15 protein-coding genes are annotated in these 17,062 nt (G+C 51.8%); 13 read left to right on the top strand and 2 right to left on the bottom strand.

Going from position 1 to position 17,062, the window contains the following annotated elements; all coding sequences use genetic code 11:
• Window positions 1–122: 122 nt before the first annotated feature.
• Window positions 123–992, top strand: a complete 870-nt coding sequence (locus tag F0P93_RS05355) for an AraC family transcriptional regulator (protein WP_150875241.1) — start codon at window positions 123–125, stop codon at window positions 990–992.
• Between the two features lie 35 nt (window positions 993–1,027).
• On the opposite strand, the gene F0P93_RS05360 is transcribed toward F0P93_RS05355, so the two are convergent.
• Window positions 1,028–1,867, bottom strand: a complete 840-nt coding sequence (locus F0P93_RS05360) for a sugar phosphate isomerase/epimerase family protein (RefSeq protein ID WP_150875242.1) — start codon at window positions 1,865–1,867, stop codon at window positions 1,028–1,030.
• Between the two features lie 97 nt (window positions 1,868–1,964).
• Between F0P93_RS05360 and F0P93_RS05365 the strand changes: the two genes are divergently transcribed.
• The 12 genes from F0P93_RS05365 (at window position 1,965) to F0P93_RS05420 (ending at window position 15,820) form a co-directional block, all read left to right on the top strand.
• Window positions 1,965–2,729: a hypothetical protein gene (locus F0P93_RS05365; protein WP_150875243.1), complete on the top strand. Its 765-nt coding sequence runs from the start codon at window positions 1,965–1,967 to the stop codon at window positions 2,727–2,729.
• Window positions 2,730–2,813: 84 nt separating this feature from the next.
• Entirely contained in the window at window positions 2,814–3,857 is a 1,044-nt protein-coding gene (locus tag F0P93_RS05370; protein WP_150875244.1) for an isoaspartyl peptidase/L-asparaginase family protein, read from the top strand.
• A gap of 122 nt (window positions 3,858–3,979) precedes the next feature.
• Window positions 3,980–4,840, top strand: coding sequence for an ATP phosphoribosyltransferase (hisG, locus tag F0P93_RS05375; protein WP_150875245.1), 861 nt, complete (start codon window positions 3,980–3,982; stop codon window positions 4,838–4,840).
• Between the two features lie 92 nt (window positions 4,841–4,932).
• Window positions 4,933–6,201 (top strand): histidinol dehydrogenase, encoded by a 1,269-nt coding sequence (gene hisD, locus F0P93_RS05380; protein ID WP_150875246.1) that lies wholly within the window; start codon window positions 4,933–4,935, stop codon window positions 6,199–6,201.
• 44 nt (window positions 6,202–6,245) lie between these two features.
• Complete coding sequence (locus tag F0P93_RS05385; protein ID WP_150875247.1) at window positions 6,246–6,491, top strand: hypothetical protein; 246 nt, start codon at window positions 6,246–6,248, stop codon at window positions 6,489–6,491.
• Complete coding sequence (locus tag F0P93_RS05390; protein ID WP_150875248.1) at window positions 6,488–6,862, top strand: type II toxin-antitoxin system VapC family toxin; 375 nt, start codon at window positions 6,488–6,490, stop codon at window positions 6,860–6,862. Before F0P93_RS05385 ends, F0P93_RS05390 begins: the two co-directional genes overlap by 4 nt.
• 16 nt (window positions 6,863–6,878) lie before the next feature.
• On the top strand, window positions 6,879–7,991 hold the full coding sequence (gene hisC, locus F0P93_RS05395) for a histidinol-phosphate transaminase (RefSeq protein WP_150875249.1): 1,113 nt from the start codon (window positions 6,879–6,881) through the stop codon (window positions 7,989–7,991).
• Between the two features lie 15 nt (window positions 7,992–8,006).
• Window positions 8,007–8,540 (top strand): hypothetical protein, encoded by a 534-nt coding sequence (locus tag F0P93_RS05400; RefSeq protein ID WP_150875250.1) that lies wholly within the window; start codon window positions 8,007–8,009, stop codon window positions 8,538–8,540.
• Between the two features lie 136 nt (window positions 8,541–8,676).
• Complete coding sequence (locus tag F0P93_RS05405; RefSeq protein ID WP_150875251.1) at window positions 8,677–12,021, top strand: UvrD-helicase domain-containing protein; 3,345 nt, start codon at window positions 8,677–8,679, stop codon at window positions 12,019–12,021.
• A 12-nt stretch (window positions 12,022–12,033) separates the two neighbouring features.
• On the top strand, window positions 12,034–13,989 hold the full coding sequence (locus F0P93_RS05410; RefSeq protein WP_150875252.1) for a glycoside hydrolase family 127 protein: 1,956 nt from the start codon (window positions 12,034–12,036) through the stop codon (window positions 13,987–13,989).
• A gap of 420 nt (window positions 13,990–14,409) precedes the next feature.
• Window positions 14,410–15,249, top strand: a complete 840-nt coding sequence (locus F0P93_RS05415) for a helix-turn-helix domain-containing protein (protein ID WP_150875253.1) — start codon at window positions 14,410–14,412, stop codon at window positions 15,247–15,249.
• Between the two features lie 58 nt (window positions 15,250–15,307).
• Entirely contained in the window at window positions 15,308–15,820 is a 513-nt protein-coding gene (locus F0P93_RS05420) for a dihydrofolate reductase family protein (protein ID WP_191908731.1), read from the top strand.
• 146 nt (window positions 15,821–15,966) lie between these two features.
• Here F0P93_RS05420 and F0P93_RS05425 read toward each other — a convergent pair whose 3' ends face one another.
• On the bottom strand, window positions 15,967–17,037 hold the full coding sequence (locus tag F0P93_RS05425; protein ID WP_150875255.1) for an AI-2E family transporter: 1,071 nt from the start codon (window positions 17,035–17,037) through the stop codon (window positions 15,967–15,969).
• Between the last annotated feature and the right edge of the window lie 25 nt (window positions 17,038–17,062).

Genomic DNA, 17,062 nt, shown 5'->3' on the forward strand with positions numbered 1-17,062 from the left:
GCAGCAAAATTCTGCTATTTAATTTCATTTTTTTGACAGCAAATTTGCAAATACTATCACAAAATTTGCATCTTATCCCTTGTTCTGATTAAAACTGCAAATCGTACCTCATTCATCAGCCGATGCGCCCCGATCGTCTCCTGGTTCCGCAACAACCCCACCGCTCGTTCGACTTACGGCACGAGCGGCTGCCGTTTTTTACCAATCCGTGGCATTTTCACCCGGAAATCGAATTAAACTTCGTCGTAAACAGTACCGGTATGCGGTTTATCGGACACACCATCGAGCGGTTTTCCGGCGGTGAAATTGTGTTGCTGGGGTCTAACCTGCCGCACTACTGGAAGAATGATGTGGTGCATCCGGAAGCGGAAAATCCGGCTTCGGCCGAAGCCATTGTCGCCCGGTTTGCGCCCCAGTTTGCGGGCGAACCCTTCTGGGAACTCCCCGAAACCAAACCGATTCAACGGCTCCTCAACCGGGCCGGCATCGGTCTGAAACTGCTGGAACCGCTTCGGACAGACGTGGCCCGCCAGCTCGTGGCCTTGCTGGAGAACGAAGGGCTGACGCAACTGACCGCCCTGCTGCACATTCTCGACCAGATTGCCCACTCCGAAGCCGTGCTGCCCATCGCTCCGGGCTACGTTCCCAATCAGCAGGTCACGCGGCAAAGCGAGCGGCTCAGCCGGGTGATCGGCCACCTCATGCAACAGGTCGAAGCGCCCGTTTCGCTGGTGGAAATCGCCGAATTAGCCAACATGAATCCGGCCGCGTTCTGCCGGTATTTCAAATCGCAAATGGGGCAAACCCTTACGCAGTTTGTCACCGATCTGCGCATCCGCTACGCCTGTGACCTCCTGACCCGAACCGACGAAAGCATTACGTTCATCAGCGAACAGTCTGGTTTTGAGAACATTTCCTATTTTGTCCAGGCGTTTCGAAAGAAGCAGGGCGTTACGCCCGCCCGGTTTCGGCAACGGTTACGCGGGGTGTAACCCTTGCCGATCGAACCAATACTGCTTCAGCAGCCTTACAGACTTTTCAGGTAGGCGATACTCTGCGGCACCTGGGTGGCAATGCTGGGGCTCTCATCTTCAATGTAATAGTGTTCGACACCCGCTTTTTTGGCAGCTTTCAGAACGGCCGGCAGGTCGATTTGTCCCGTTCCCAGGGCCACGTCGTTTTCCACCGGCGTGCCGCCCGACAGGTTGCCGACAATTCCTTTGCGCAGGTCTTTCAGGTGCATCAGCTTGAACCGTTTGCCGTATTTGTTCAACAGAGCAACGGGGTCATGGCCCGGAAAAACCGTCCACAGAATGTCCATTTCGAAGCCCACATACTTCGGGTCGGTTTGCTGCACGATGTAATCGAACAGGGTTCCGTTCTCGTGTTGCTGAAACTCAAATCCGTGGTTGTGGTAACAGAACATGATCCCGAAGTCGTCTTTCAGTTTCTTGCCAATCTGGTTGAAATCGGCGACGGTTTTCTTGGCCATGTCGAGCGTAAACGGGCCTTCGTGCGGAATCCAGGCCACACGGACAAACTTCGCACCGAGGGTTTTGGCATTCTGGCCCACTTCCTGCGTTTTGTTGAGCGCATCGGGATACCCCACGCCAAACGACGAACACTTCATGCCGCGCTCATCGAGAAGTTTGTGCAGTTCGGCGGCTGTTTTACCAAACAGATTCGAGAACTCCATATCGGTGATTCCCAGCGCCTTGATCGTATCGAGCGTGGCCGCCACGTTTTTCTGAAAACTGTGTCGATACGTATACGACACCATACCGGGGGCCTGCGGAAATAGCTTCTTCTGGGCGAAAACCGGCCCCAGGCTAACCAGAAATAACAGAGCGACTATGGTATTTTTCATTCGGTGATTGATTGAGAATGTACGTTTCGGTAAAAAGTCTTGAAAGGCCCCGATTTACTGTTCATATTGCGACCCTAACCACATCGGCAAGACTTTTATGAATACTACGTTTTCCCTGAAACGCGCCCTCCTTTTGCCGGCGTTCCTGGTAATGGGCATCTTTTCCAGTGCTCTGGCTCAGATTCCCAACGTGACCCGCGACCTGCTGAATCAGGGGGCTTATTTCCGTGCGTCTAATTACGACATCACCCCTATTTACACGATGGCGGGGCCGGAAGGAAAAATCCTGGGTTACCCCTATCTGGACACCACCTTTGCCAAAACGACGGTTTTGTTTTACCAGAATATTGCCAAACCGGGCGTTCAACCGATTCAGGAACTGGTTAACGTCCCCGTTCGCTACAACATCACGGCCAACGACCTCGAATTTCTGATGGACAACCGAACCGTGAAAGCCGTCAGTGGCGAACGCGTGAAACAGTTTACCATAGAACAAAAGGGACAGACGACGACCTTCATCAATGCAACCGAAGCCGGTGCCCCGGCAGACGTTCGCGGTTTTTTTGAACAGGTGAGCGACGGAAAGCTCAAACTCCTGATTCGCCACCAGATTTACGTCAAGAAACCTACCTACAACGTCGCCTTAAGCACCGGATCGAAGGATACCGAATTGATCAAAGAGGCCATCTGGTATACCAGCGATGGCAAAACGCTCACCAAATTCACCCCAGGCCGCAAAGGATTGTTGAGTATCATGCAAGACAAGGAAGACACCATCAATGTGTATTTGAAGGAGAAAAAACCGGATTTAAAAACCCGAACGGCCTTGATGGACGTATTTGCGTACTACAATTCACTGTAAAGGACGGGCCGTCGGTTTTTTGAAACTACTTTGCTGTTAACTTGCAGCCCAGTTTCACCTTCATTGACATTTCTTCATTTTAGTATGAAAAGCCGGCGTTCGTTTCTCCGTTTGGGAGCTTTATTTCCACTGTCTCATTTCAGCCTGAAGAGCCTGCCGGGTTTAACGGGTAGTCGAATCGCGGGCCAGCCCCTGGTGGTTTCTACCTGGGACAGTGGCACCATTGCCAATGGCGGAGCCTGGCCGGTGCTGCAACGTGGCGGCAAAGCCATCGACGCTGTGGAGCAGGCCGGTATTGCGATTGAAAACGACATCAATTGCTGCGTCGGACTGGGTGGCAATCCCGACCGCGATGGTCGCGTTACCCTCGACTCCTGCATCATGGATGACCGGTTCAACTGCGGTTCCGTGGCGTTTCTGGAACGAATCAAACACCCGGTTTCGGTTGCCCGGAAAGTAATGGACACGACGCCCCACGTCATGCTGGTTGGCGAAGGCGCACAGCAATTTGCGGTGGCCAACGGTTTTGCGCTCGAACCCGGCACCTTATCCGCCGATGCCGACAAGACTTACCGGAAATGGCTCGAAAAATCCGAGTACAAACCCATCATCAACGTCGAAAACCAAAAACCGTCTCCTTCCAAAAGTAAAAAGGCTTTCGCACCCAACAAACTAGAGGACGGAACGCCCAATCACGACACCATGGGAACCGTGGCCCTCGATGCGGCCGGAAACCTGTCGGGGATGTGTACAACCAGCGGCATGGGCTTCAAAATGCGGGGGCGCGTCGGCGATTCGCCGATTATCGGCGCGGGCTTGTATGTCGATAATGAAGTGGGTGCCGTTACCTGCTCGGGTCAGGGCGAAGAAGTGATCCGGATGTGTGGTTCGCACCTGGTCGTTGAGTTCATGCGCCAGGGAATGAACCCCAAAGAAGCCTGTCGGCGGGCGGTCGAACGAATCATCAAACGCGACCCTGTGAAGGCGAAAGACTTTCAGGTCGGTTTCATCGCCCTGAACCGTCGGGGCGAGGTGGGAGCATTTTCGGTACAGAAAGGATTCAGCTATACGGTCACTTCCGCCACCGTTCAGAACAAAGTGTACAAAGCCGAAAGCTATTTTAGCTGATTCCGGGCCAACGTCCGCTCCGGGAAACCGCTTTCGGCAAATCCGCCGATCTTGTGGTAATGGCGGCTATGCGGTGCGTTTTTTTCGTACCTTTGCGCTTTCAAATCCAGACCCGATTCAAAGTGTCTTCTATCCTTCGTATTGCATTACAAAAGTCCGGGCGGCTGAGCGAGGATTCGTACCAGTTGTTCAAAGAGTGTGGCATCCGCTTCGACTACGGCACCGGCAAGTTGAAATCCGTTTCATCGAATTTCCCCGCCGAATTTCTTTTCCTGCGCGACGATGATATTCCGGGTTACGTCGAAGACGGCGTAGCTGATCTGGGCATCGTCGGTGAAAACGTGGCCGTCGAATCAGCCCGCAACATCGACACCGTTCATCGGCTCGGTTTTTCCAAATGCCGCCTGTCGCTCGCCATTCCCCGCGGAAACGAGTGGAACGGCATTCAGGATTTGAGCGGTAAAAACATCGCGACTTCGTATCCCCTCATTCTGGGAAATTACCTGCGCGATCAGAACATTTCGGCGGATATTCATGTCATCAGCGGTTCCGTTGAAATTGCGCCGGGCATTGGTCTGGCCGAAGCCATCTGCGACATTGTCAGTTCCGGAAGTACGCTGTTGAGCAACGGATTGAAAGAAGTGGAGGTTATTTTCCGCTCCGAAGCCATCCTGATTGCCCGCTCCACGCTGGAGACTGAAAAGCAGAGTCTGCTGGACAAACTGCTGTTCCGGATCAAAGCCGTTCAGGCTGCCAAGAACAACAAATACATTGTGTTGAACGCGCCGAATGCGGCCCTGGATCAGATCAAATCGCTGTTGCCGGGCATGAAAAGCCCCACGGTGACGCCCCTGGCGACCGAAGGCTGGAGTTCGGTGCATTCGGTCATCAACGAAAACGATTTCTGGGAAAACATCGAAGCCATCCGTTCCGCCGGGGCGCAGGGCATTCTGGTGATTCCCATCGAAAAAATGATTTATTGATTGGTAGACAAGAGAGGATAGACAAGAGAGAAAAGACGTTTCTGCGTTTGCTTTTTGTCTTTATTCTCTTGTCTATCCTCTCCTGTCTCCTCATGAAAATCCTTTCTTTTCCTCCTCGCACCGACTGGCCCGCGCTGCTGGCCCGGCCGGTGCAGTCTACCGAAACGATTGAAAAAGCGGTTGCCCCCATTCTGGAACAAGTTCGGACGCAGGGTGATCAGGCGCTGGCGGAACTGTCGCTGAAATTTGACAAAATCGCCTACACCGGTTTGCCCTTCCAGCCCGGCGACCTCGCAGCCGCCGAAAGCCAGCTTTCCGAGGAACTGAAAACCGCCATTCAACAGGCCTACCAGAATATCAGGACGTTTCACGAAGCACAGCGGCAACCGGTCGAAAAGATCGAAACCATGCCGGGCGTCACCTGCTGGCGTCGGAGTGTGGGCATCGAGAAGGTCGGGCTGTACATTCCGGGCGGAACCGCTCCCTTGTTCAGCACGGTATTGATGCTGGGAATTCCGGCCCAACTGGCGGGCTGTAAGGAGATTATTCTTTGTACACCCAGCGATCACCCGGCGATTCTGTATGCCGCTCAACTGGTGGGCGTAACCCAACTCTTCCGGATTGGCGGGGCGCAGGCCATTGCCGCGATGGCCTATGGAACAGCCTCGATTCCGAAAGTGTACAAGATTTTTGGACCGGGAAACCAATACGTGACGGCAGCGAAAATGCTGGTTGCGAAAGAAGGCATGGCCATCGACATGCCCGCGGGGCCATCGGAAGTAGCGGTTTATGCCGACGACACCGCCGTTCCGGCTTTCGTGGCCGCCGATCTGCTGTCGCAGGCCGAACACGGTGCCGACAGCCAGGTGTTACTGGTCTCTACGAGTAAAAAAATGGTAACGACGGTCAATTTGGCGTTAACGACGCAACTGGAACGACTGCCCCGGCGCGACCTGGCCGCCAAAGCCATCGAAAACAGCAAAGCCATTCTGGTTGAAACCCAGCAGGACGCCATCGATCTGCTGAACGATTATGCCGCTGAGCACTTGATTCTGAGCATTGAAAACGCCGAAGCCGTGGCCGAACGGATTACCAATGCCGGGTCGATTTTTCTGGGTAACTTCACCCCCGAATCCGCGGGTGATTACGCGTCCGGCACGAACCACACCCTGCCGACCAACGGTTTTGCCCGCGCCTACAGCGGGGTTTCGCTCGATAGTTTCGTCAAGAAAATTACGGTTCAGCACATTTCATCGGAAGGCATTCGCAACCTCGGACCCACGATTGAGGCCATGGCCGAAGCTGAATCGTTACTGGCCCACAAGCGCGCGGTGAGTCTGCGGCTGGCGAGTCTGGAATGATCTAATTCGCCCTAATTTTGTTATCTTGCTAAAAAGATGTGGTGATGGAACAATTAACAATTGAGATAGCAACTCCTGAGGATAAAGAATTACTTCTCGCACTTTTACCCAAATTGAATGCACGGGTAGTAAACAAAATGCAGCCACAGCCGGGTGATTCTAAATTATCTTTTGTTGAAATCGCAGAACAAATTGCGGCAAAAGGCGGAATAACCTCCATGGGTGACCCATCAGAATGGCAGCGCGAAATCCGAAGTTGGGATCGGGAACTTGATGGTCGCAAGGAATGATACTGGATAGCAATATTCTGATCTACTTTGCCAATCCTGGTTTTGACACCTTACGGGCTTATTTAAAGGAAAGGCAAAACACAAGTTATGTTTCGTTAATTTCTACACTGGAGGTTTTAGGATACCACAGACTCAAGCCAACCGATAGGATTGAACTGGAACGTCTACTGGATGCAGCATCAATTTTTCCTATAACAGACGCCATCATCACCGAAGCCATCCGTTTACGGCAACAGCGCAAACGCTCTCTGGCCGATTCCATCATTGCTGCGACGGCTTTGGTGTATAATTTACCCGTTTTAACGAATAATACCGCCGACTTCGAAGACATATCGGGTCTACAGGTAATTTCCTTACAATCGATTACGTAAGTATTTTTTTGATTTTATGTTTGACCTCAATACCATCCTCCGCCCCCACATCATTACGCTGACGCCCTACTCCTCCGCCCGCGACGAATACACCGGAAAAGAAGGAATTTTTCTGGACGCCAACGAAAACGCATTCGGATCGACTCTCGACGGGTCGACGATCGCTGGGTCGACACTCGACGGGTCGGCTTCGGAAGAACACTATAACCGCTACCCGGACCCGCACCAACTGGCGATTAAGGCCAAACTGGCACCCATCAAGGGCGTTCGGCCCACGCAGATTTTCATCGGCAACGGTTCCGACGAACCGATCGATCTGCTGGTGCGGGCGACCTGCACACCGGGTTCGGATTCCATCCTGATTCTGCCGCCCACCTATGGGATGTATGAAGTCAGTGCAGCCATCAACGACGTCCAATTGATCAAAGTACCGCTAACGACTGATTTTCAGATCGATGTCCTGGCGGTTTTGGCGGCCATCCTGCCTCACACAAAATTGCTGTTCGTCTGTTCGCCCAACAACCCGACCGGGAATCTCATCGACCGGGAAGCAATCTTTACGCTGCTCACCCATTTCAATGGATTGGTGGTGGTTGACGAAGCGTACATCGACTTTGCGGATACCGAATCGTTTACGGCTTTGCTGGATCAGTACCCCAATCTGGTGGTTCTGCAAACCTTCTCGAAAGCCTGGGGTCTGGCGGCTTTGCGGTCGGGCATGTGCTTCGCTTCCGAAGCCCTGATCGAGGTGCTGAATAAAATAAAACCGCCGTATAACGTCAGCGGCCCAACGCAGCATTTGTTACTGAAAGCCCTCAATCAGGTACCAACCAAAGATGCGATGGTGGCTCAAATTTTGGCCCAGCGGGAAGAATTAATTACGAAACTGCTCAATTTACCGCTGGTTCGTCACGTTTATCCTTCAGACGCCAACTTCATTTTAGTGAAATTTGACGATCCCAGAGCGGTTTTCGACTACCTCATCGACCAGCAAATTATTGTTCGCGACCGGCATCGGGTTAAACTGTGCGAAGGCTGTCTGCGCATCACCGTTGGAACACCTTCGGAAAACGAACAGGTGCTGGCCATGCTGAAAACGTTCGCAAACCGCTTGACTACAACCGTTTAAGTATCAATGAATCGTATGAAAAGAAATTTTTCTCTGCTGATTGTATTGTTGGTTGGCTTGGCAATCAGCCAGCGGGCCGAAGCGCAAACCAACAACTGGGCCATCGGTTTCCGCATCGGCGAACCGGCCGGTGTCAATATCCGGAAGTATTTCGGTGAAAATCATGCCTTCGATCTGAATGTCGGCACCTACGGCGGCATTTATGGCAACCGGCGCAGTTACCGCAAAGGGATGTACAAGAATGTCGGTTTTACGGTTCAGGGACATTACCTCTGGCACGGCGGCATTGGCAAGTCGGAAACCCTGCATTATTACTTCGGCTTTGGGGGGCAGTTGAACAGCCGACGGTATTATCCCGATCAGTTCAGCCTCGTGAATGCCTACGACAACACGATTTCGATTGGCGGTTCGGGCGTGGCGGGTCTGGAGTATTTCCTGCCCAACAAACCCTTCTCCGTTTTTCTGGAAACCGGGGCTTATGTTGAAGTAATTCCCGCTCCGTTTTTCATGGGTCTGCAATCCGGACTGGGGATACGCCTGAATTTATAGGTTATTTCGCGGACGGGGCCGCCCGGCGGTTAAGCGAAGAAAAAGAGAGTTGAGCGGAGGGAACAATAACTCTGCTCAACTCTCTTTTTCTCCGCTTAACTCCGCGTTACAACATTAACCTGCTTACCTTTCCTCTATGTTCAAAATTTTCAGTTCATCGGCTGGATCGGGGAAGACCTATACACTGACCAAAGAATACCTCAAACTGGCCTTGGGGGACCGTTCCCAATCCGGCAAAGGCTTTGAATCCCACCAGTTTAAGAACATTCTGGCGGTGACCTTCACCAACGCGGCAGCACGGGATATGAAGGACCGGATTCTGGAGCAGCTCCGGAAAATCACTTCCGGTGACCTGAACTCCCAGCTTTCGGAATTAGCCAGCGAGTTACAGCTTGAACCTGCTGAACTGCAAAATCGGGCCAGGCTGACGTTCCATTCCATTCTCCACGACTACTCTTCCTTCTCTGTTCTGACCATCGACAGCTTCGTGCAGCGCGTGGTAACGGCTTTCACCGACGATCTGGAATTACCGTACAGTTTTGAGGTGGAAATGGATACCGATGCGGTTTTGCAAACGGCCATCGACCGGCTGCTGGAAAAAGTGGGACAGGAAGATCACCCCTATTTGTCGGAAGCCCTGGAAGAATTTTACCTCGATAATGCGTCCGACGGAAAAAGCTGGTATAGCCTCGCCGGTACGCTCGCCGATTTCTCCAAAGGCCAGTTGGGCGACCGGAACTACGAGTTCGTGCAGAAACTCAAGGAACTGAATCCCGAAAATTTCCGGACCATTCGGCGCAACCTGCGCGAGAAAAACCGGGAAATTGAGACGATGATCGAGCAATTGGCTCAGCAAGGATACCAACTCATTCAGGATGCCGGTATTCCCGAAAAGGCCTTTTACTACGGCGACAAAGGCGTCGGAGCGTATTTCAAGAAGCGAATTTCGCTCTTTTCTTTTCCGGAAGATCCCAACTCGTATGTGCGGAAAGCCATCGACGACGACGTCTGGCATTCGGGCAAGAAGAATCTGACCCCCGAACAACTTCAGATTGAGGCCATTAAAGAGCAACTGCGGGAATACATTCGGCAAATCGAACAGCTTCGGCAGGACAGTCTTCTGCGCTACCGGACATTCGGAGCCATCGAACAGCATTTGCAGAAAGTGGCCTTGCTAAAGCAAATCAAACAGGAATGTGACGATTTGTTACGCGAGCAAAACCGGATCCATATCTCGGAATTTAACCGCCTGATTGTGAAAGTGGTAACCGAAGAACCGGTTCCCTTCATCTACGAACGGCTCGGCGAAAAATTTCACCATATTCTGATTGACGAGTTTCAGGATACATCAAAACTTCAGTTTGTCAACCTGTTACCTCTAATAGACAACAACTTAGCCTATCAACGGTTTAACCTTGCTGTGGGCGATGCCAAGCAGGCCATCTACCGGTTTCGCGGGGGCGACATGGACCAGATCGTCGCCCTGCACAGCGGCAAACTGGATTCACTTTTGTCGGCGCACGAAACCAGTGACATGACGGTCGAGCGGCTATCCGGTTTGCAACACCACCTCCAACCCGACCGGCTGGCCACCAATTGGCGCAGTGCAGAATCCATCGTGGAATTCAACAACGGCTTTTTTCGGTTCATGGCGGATTTCTACGCCAATACGGATTTCCAAAAAGTAACGGAGGTGTTCGATGAGCAATTCCGGCAGGCATCGGCCAAAGCCGGGGTGCAGGGGCACGTTCAGCTTGATTTCATCGAAAAACCGGATCGGTTTGCGGCTAAAAACGCCGACGGGGATGAGCCGGATTTCAACGCCCGAATGGTGGAGCGCACGCTGCAACTGATTCAGAAAGCCGTGGCCGATGGCTATCAGTACGGCGATGTGGCGGTTTTGTGCCGGTTTAAGAAAAACGCCCGGCGCATTGCCGACTATCTGGAAGCCAACGACATTCCACTCACCTCAGAAGATTCGCTGACGCTGCAATCGTCGGAACGGGTGCGGTTTCTGGTTTCGCTGCTGCAATTGCTGCACCAGCCCGAAAACCGGATGGTGCGCTACGACATGCTGTTTCTGTACCACCGGCTCATCAACCCCAACCTTCCCGATGCTGCCTGGATGGAATACATGGACAAGATGGCCAAGGCGGAAGATGAGGAAGATATTTTCGGCCTGGTTTCAAAAATTGACAAGGCCAAGCTCGATCCGACGGCTTTGCAACAGCTCAGCATCTATGAACTGTGCGAAAAACTGGCCGACTACTTTGATCTGTACGAAAATGAGCGGGATAGTGCCTATCTGTTCCGGTTCATGGACGAGGTGCTAACCTACAGCAGCCGGTACAGCAGTCACCTGACGGATTTTCTGAAATACTGGGAAACCGCCCAGGAGAAAGTGTCGGTCAGCACCCCAGCCGACCAGAATGCCGTCACGATCCAGACGATCCACAAATCGAAAGGGCTGGAATACCCCGTCGTCATCATTCCGTATGCCGACTGGTCGTATAAACCGCGCAACAACGAGACAATGTGGGCCGATCTATGGCCATTGGGTGAGGTGGATGAACTGGCCATTCCGGGTCTGGGTCACCAGGAAATCCGGCGGCTGCAAACCGCATCGATCACCATCAAAAAAGACCTGGACGAAACACCCCTGGCAGATCAGTACCAGGACGAACTGTACCGGACGTTTGTCGAGTGCATGAACCTGGTCTATGTGGCCTTCACTCGCCCCACCGACCGGCTGTACATCATCGCGGCCAAGCAGGATTTTTCGCCAACGGCCAAAGACGGCGGCTTTAAAAATGCCAACGGCATCGACTTCTGGTTGTATACCTATCTCACTGATCTTCGGGGCAATCCCTGTTGGGAAGAGGGAAAAATGAGCTACCCGCTGTCTGATTTTGTAACCCAACCGACCAAACATTCGTTAACCCTAAGTGACGCTTTCGCGGTTACCGTTGGAAACCGGGAAGGAAACCAACCGCTTCGGCTCCGGCGCATCGAGCGGACGATCGACACGTCGGCCTTTGAAAAAAGCCGGGCGTGGTGGCAAAAAGTTTGTACGGCCCTGTCCCTGATTCAGAAACCGGAGGACTCGGAACGCGCCATTCGGCGGATGGTGGCCGAGGGGATTTTGCGGGCGTCGGAGCAGGATACGATGTGGTCGGCTTTGCAAACCGTGTTGAACCATCCCGATATCAGTCCGCTTTTCGCGTCGGCAAACCGGGCTGATAACAACCGCCGGATTCTGGTCAACACCGGTTTGAACGGAAAACCGCAACGAAACGGCCCCAATCGGGTGGTTCAATTTCCGGACAAAGTGGTATTGGTCAATTATTTGACCGAAGAGTCCGATGAAAACGATCAGGCCAAAATGCGGTCTTTTATGAAACTCTACCATCAAATGGGCCATTCCACGGTGGAAGGCTGGCTGGTGTCCATTCAGGATGGCACGGTTATTAAATTGAATTAATCAGCTCAACCTATGAACTATTCGTTTTGGTTTTTATCGTTTTTTTTAGCCACGCAAGTCGTTTTTGCGCAGGAGTATCCGATCACCGCCGTTCCGCTTTCCAAGGTCAAAATTCAGCCCGGTTTCTGGTACAACCGGCTGGAAGCGGCCCGCAACGTAACCATCCCGCACGCATTCCATAAAATTGAAGAAACCGGCAAACTCGACAATTTCGCCGTGGCCGGTGGTCTGAAAAAGGGAACGTTCAATGGCATTCGATTCGATGAATCCGACGTGTATAAGGTCGTGGAAGGAGCCGCTTATACGCTCCAGAACAAGTATGATCCCAAACTCGACCGCTACCTCGACAGCCTGATTACGCTTTTTGCGGCTGCTCAGGAACCGGACGGGTATATTTATACCATCCGAACCATTTTCAAAGACAGCACCGGTTTGAAAGACTGGATTGCCGGACCCAGCCGGTATGCGTTCGAAAATGGCAGTCACGAACTGTATAATGTGGGGCACCTCTACGAAGCCGCCATAGCCCATTTTCAGGCCACCGGCAAACGTACGCTGCTGGATGTGGCCATCAAAAATGCCAACCACCTCGTTAAAACCATTGGACCAAAACCGGGGCAGATGATTGTGGTGCCGGGCCACGAAGAGACGGAAATCGCCCTTGTTAAACTGTACCGCTTAACCGGTGAAAAAAGTTACCTCGATCTGGCCCGATTCTTTGTCGACATGCGCGGCAGGGGCGATAAGCGGTCGTTGTACCAGGATGCGCACAACCTGGGCCCAACGTATTTTCAGGACCTGAAACCGGTTGTCCAGCAAACCGAAGCCGCTGGGCACGCCGTTCGGGCACAATACTTATATGCGGCCATGACCGATCTGGCAGCCATTCAGCACGACCAGCCGATTCTGGATGCGGTCATGAAGATTTGGGAGGATGCCACGACCCGCAAGCAGTACATCACAGGGGGCGTCGGTGCGCGTGAAAACGGCGAAGCTTTTGACGAACCGTATGTGTTGCCCAACGACGCGGCTTATGCCGAAACCTGCGCGGCCACAGCCAATCTGCTCTGGAACCACCGCCTGTTTCTGTTGACCGGCGAATCCAAATACATGGACGTTTTCGAGCGGGTGTTGTACAACGGTTTTCTGGGTGGCGTTTCGATTGAAGGCAATTCCTTTTTTTACGTCAATCCGATGTCATCAAACGGCAAAAAAGACTTTAGCAACGGCGAACCGGCCCGGCGCTCGCCCTGGTTTGGCATCAACTGCTGCCCAAGCAACGTCGCCCGGTTTTTGCCGTCGCTGCCGGGTTACATCTACGCGCTTCGCAACAACGAGCTGTTTATCAACCTCTTTGCCGATAGCCAGACGGAGGTAACGATGAACGAAACGCCGGTCACTATTCGGCAGCAATCGAATTATCCGTGGGATGGTGCCATCAAAATGACGGTTTCGCCCAAAAAAGCCGTAGCATTTCCGCTTCTGATTCGTGTTCCGGGCTGGGCTACCAACCAGCCGATGCCGGGGGATCTGTACCGGTATGTGACGCAAAACGCACCTTCGATTAAATTGACCATCAATGGAAAAGTGACGCCGGTTACGGTTGAAAAGGGTTATCTGAAATTGTACAGAACCTGGAAAACCGGTGATGTGCTGACGCTGACGCTGGATATGCCGGTTCGTGAAGTGGTGGCAAATGAGAAAGTAAAAGCCACCAAAGGGAAAATGGCCATCGAGCGGGGGCCGATTGTGTACTGTGCCGAAGGAGTAGACAACAACGGGCAGGCACTTGGCATTACTACTTCTAGTAATCAGTCTTTTACGCCAGAATTTCGAAAAGAGTTGCTGGGTGGCGTAACGGTCTTGAAATCGGCAGGGGCAAAACCGGTTACGTTGATTCCGTATTATGCCTGGAACAACCGGGGTGCCACCGAAATGGCAGTTTGGTTTGGTTCAATAGGAAAATAACGGGATATGGAAAATTGCCGCGCTATTTTCCATCTATTAAAATTCGGTCCACTTAGACGTAGCAAATTGTAAAAAGTAACGCTCCCGGCGTTACTTTTTTATTTTAACGCGAACTATGTGATAATTTCCTTGCCGACCAGTTGTTTAAGTGCCAGCGGCACGTAATGTTACTAGCAAATCGGCATTTTAAGCGTTCCAGGCGTACCGATCGGTACGCAACTAACGCCTATATCGCGTACCTCCGGCACGCTTGGCCTACTCAGATACCCATTTGCTATTGACATTTGCCCCCTCCGGGGTCAATACTCTCATTGTTCATGTTGTTCTATTATTTTCAGGAGTCAGTTTATACCCAATTCCTTCTGAAGAAACTTACCGAAAACTGCTAGCGTTGACCGGAAAAGAACCGCCATAATCCGTATGAACGTCATTGTCCAGGAACCGCCCGAATCCCTCCGTTTGTTCGTTCACAAGCTCTGGCACATTTCGGCGGATTACATCGATCAACAGGACATTTGCCTGCCGGTTTTGCAGTACGAGTTGATGTTCAATTTTTCGGATCACTTCTCGGTCAGCGATTCAAACGACACGCTGATTGTTGAAGACGCGGAAAACTGGATCAGCGGTTTGTATACGCGCCCGCAGCGAACCGTAACGTCGGGCAAGCACGAAACCTTCGGCGTTTTTTTGAAACCCTGGGCCTTGCAATCGCTGACGGGAATTCCTGCGTCGGAACTAACCAATCAAATCGTTTCGGGAAGTACGGTTTTTCGCCAGTCGATGGATGAACTCAACGGACGGATGCAGGACACACCAACCGCCGGTGAGAAGCTGGACCTGCTCGAACGGTTTCTGGTCAAACGCCTGACTGACAAAGACATTCCGGCTTATTTGGTTTATGCGGTCGATTATCTGCAACGAAGCCGCTGGCACGACGGAATCATCAAAGCAGTGGCCCAAGACCTCCGAATCAGCCCGAAATCGCTCACGCTGGCGTTTAAAAAGCACATCGGCATCTCACCCGGGCGGTTTTTGCACCTGCGACTGCTCAACGATCTCGCGAGCGATTTAGCTCAAAAACCGCATCAGTCGCTCACGGAACTCGCCCATCAGCACGGTTTTTTCGACCAAGCCCACCTGAATCACCTCTTTAAATCCCTGACGAATCTTACTCCGGGCGATTACCGCGACCATGTTCTGGCGGGTGCCATCGACCCCGCATCACCCTGTTACATCCGGGCCTCACCGAATCGCGGGTAATTTTTATACAATTCTCCGGTACCGCTGCCGCGTACTTTTGCCTCAAAAAACAAATACAATGAGAAAAGTAAAACTGTACATCGCGACGAGTTTAGACCGTTACATTGCCGGACCGAACGGCGAAATCGATTGGTTGTTTACCGAGGGAGAATTCGGATACGACGCGTTTATGGAAACCGTCGATACGACACTAATGGGGTATGAAACGTACAAATTAATCGAAACCTTTGGTGATTTTCCGTATAAGTCCCAGACGAATTACGTCTTTACCCGAAACTCAAATCGACCCGAAGCAGCTTACGCGCAATTTATCGCAAGTGATGTGGTAGCATTTGTTCAGGCATTGAAACAGCAGGCCGGGAGAGACATTTTTCTGGTGGGCGGAGGACAGATCAACGCTATCTTACTCGAAGCCGGGCTGATCGATGAGCTTCAGGTTTTTGTCCATCCGATTATTCTGGGAAAAGGCATTCCGATGTTCCAGTCGACGGAAAAACCGCATCCCTGGCAGTTGGTGGAAACCAAAACCTATGAGCGGGGACTCGTGGAGTTGCATTACCTAAAAGGCTGAAAACCCGGCCGGATTAGCATTTCAATTTGTTCGAAACCTATGAATCATAAATGAAAAATGATGAATGTAAAATGTTAAAGTGCTGGTCCGGCCAATCCTTTAACATTTTACATTCATCATTTTTCATTTATGATTTCTAGTAAAACTTATTGTACTGTCCGCTCCGCTTTTTTCTCCAGTACCTTTTCTTCTCTGGCGGCTTCCAGGCGCAACTTGCCGTTTTGGCGTTCAAAAACCTTGAACAGCACCATGAAATAGGCCAGCAAGAGCGGTCCAATGACCAGACCTAAAATGCCGAAGATCGGTACGCCCAGCACGATACCAGTTAAGGTTACGAACGGGTGAACATCGCCCATGCGCTTGGCCAGCATAACCCGGAGCAGGTTGTCGACGTTGATGATCACCACCGCACCAACCACCAAAATGCCGATTCCGTCACCGGTATTGCCCTGTGAAATCATCAGAATACCGGCGGGTCCCCAGACAATGGGCGTTCCGAGAATCGGAATAAAGGCGAAGAAAAAAGCGACTGTACCCCAGAAAACCGCATCGGGCACCCCAAAAATCCAGAGGGTCAAACCGGTCAGAATCGACTGAACCAGGGAAACCAGTGCCTGCCCCAGGATGTTGGCATTCACCATGTTTTTCAAATCCTCACCCAACTCGTTGAGTGTGTCATCTTCAAAAGGCAGGTATTTACGCAGCCCCTTCAGAAATTTTTCTTCTTCCATGAAAATGAAGTACAAGCCGACGTAGAGCAAACCCAGCGAAATAATGACGTCCAGGGTACCACTCAGAATGGAAGGAAACTGCTGGCTGGCAAAACCGGCGCTCTGCTTCACCAGGTTCTTGATGTTGGCTTGATCGGTCAGTTGGATACCGGTGGCTTTTTCCAGTTTTTCGATCAATTGCAGAATTTGATCGGTGTGCTGGCTGTAATACTGAATCCGGTTGATGAGCAACAGGCTTAGTGCCAGAAACGGCATGATAATCACTACAACCGAAAAGAGAATGAGTAAAATGGTGACCAGCAAGCGGTTCCATTTCCGCTTGTGAACCAGATTGGTGAACCAGGGGCGAAAAATGACGTAGATAATTCCGGAACCGAGCAGGGCAATGGTGTATTGACGCAGTCCAATCAAGATAAAACCGGCAATAACAACCAGACTGATAATTAAGAGAACACGCTGTTGTTTGGGAGTATAAATGGTGGCCATCGATGGTTGAAAAAGGTGTGTACCC

Source organism: Larkinella humicola (genome assembly GCF_008727875.1).
Lineage (GTDB): Bacteria > Bacteroidota > Bacteroidia > Cytophagales > Spirosomataceae > Larkinella > Larkinella humicola.

Coding starts and splice junctions, on each gene's coding strand:
- F0P93_RS05365 (WP_150875243.1), top strand. CDS start 1,965: ATGAATACTACGTTTTCCCTGAAACGCGCCCTCCTTTTGCCGGCGTTC.
- F0P93_RS05415 (WP_150875253.1), top strand. CDS start 14,410: ATGAACGTCATTGTCCAGGAACCGCCCGAATCCCTCCGTTTGTTCGTT.
- F0P93_RS05370 (WP_150875244.1), top strand. CDS start 2,814: ATGAAAAGCCGGCGTTCGTTTCTCCGTTTGGGAGCTTTATTTCCACTG.
- F0P93_RS05425 (WP_150875255.1), bottom strand. CDS start 17,037: ATGGCCACCATTTATACTCCCAAACAACAGCGTGTTCTCTTAATTATC.
- F0P93_RS05400 (WP_150875250.1), top strand. CDS start 8,007: ATGAAAAGAAATTTTTCTCTGCTGATTGTATTGTTGGTTGGCTTGGCA.
- hisC (WP_150875249.1), top strand. CDS start 6,879: ATGTTTGACCTCAATACCATCCTCCGCCCCCACATCATTACGCTGACG.
- F0P93_RS05405 (WP_150875251.1), top strand. CDS start 8,677: ATGTTCAAAATTTTCAGTTCATCGGCTGGATCGGGGAAGACCTATACA.
- F0P93_RS05385 (WP_150875247.1), top strand. CDS start 6,246: ATGGAACAATTAACAATTGAGATAGCAACTCCTGAGGATAAAGAATTA.
- F0P93_RS05390 (WP_150875248.1), top strand. CDS start 6,488: ATGATACTGGATAGCAATATTCTGATCTACTTTGCCAATCCTGGTTTT.
- F0P93_RS05355 (WP_150875241.1), top strand. CDS start 123: ATGCGCCCCGATCGTCTCCTGGTTCCGCAACAACCCCACCGCTCGTTC.
- hisD (WP_150875246.1), top strand. CDS start 4,933: ATGAAAATCCTTTCTTTTCCTCCTCGCACCGACTGGCCCGCGCTGCTG.
- F0P93_RS05360 (WP_150875242.1), bottom strand. CDS start 1,867: ATGAAAAATACCATAGTCGCTCTGTTATTTCTGGTTAGCCTGGGGCCG.
- F0P93_RS05410 (WP_150875252.1), top strand. CDS start 12,034: ATGAACTATTCGTTTTGGTTTTTATCGTTTTTTTTAGCCACGCAAGTC.
- F0P93_RS05420 (WP_191908731.1), top strand. CDS start 15,308: ATGAGAAAAGTAAAACTGTACATCGCGACGAGTTTAGACCGTTACATT.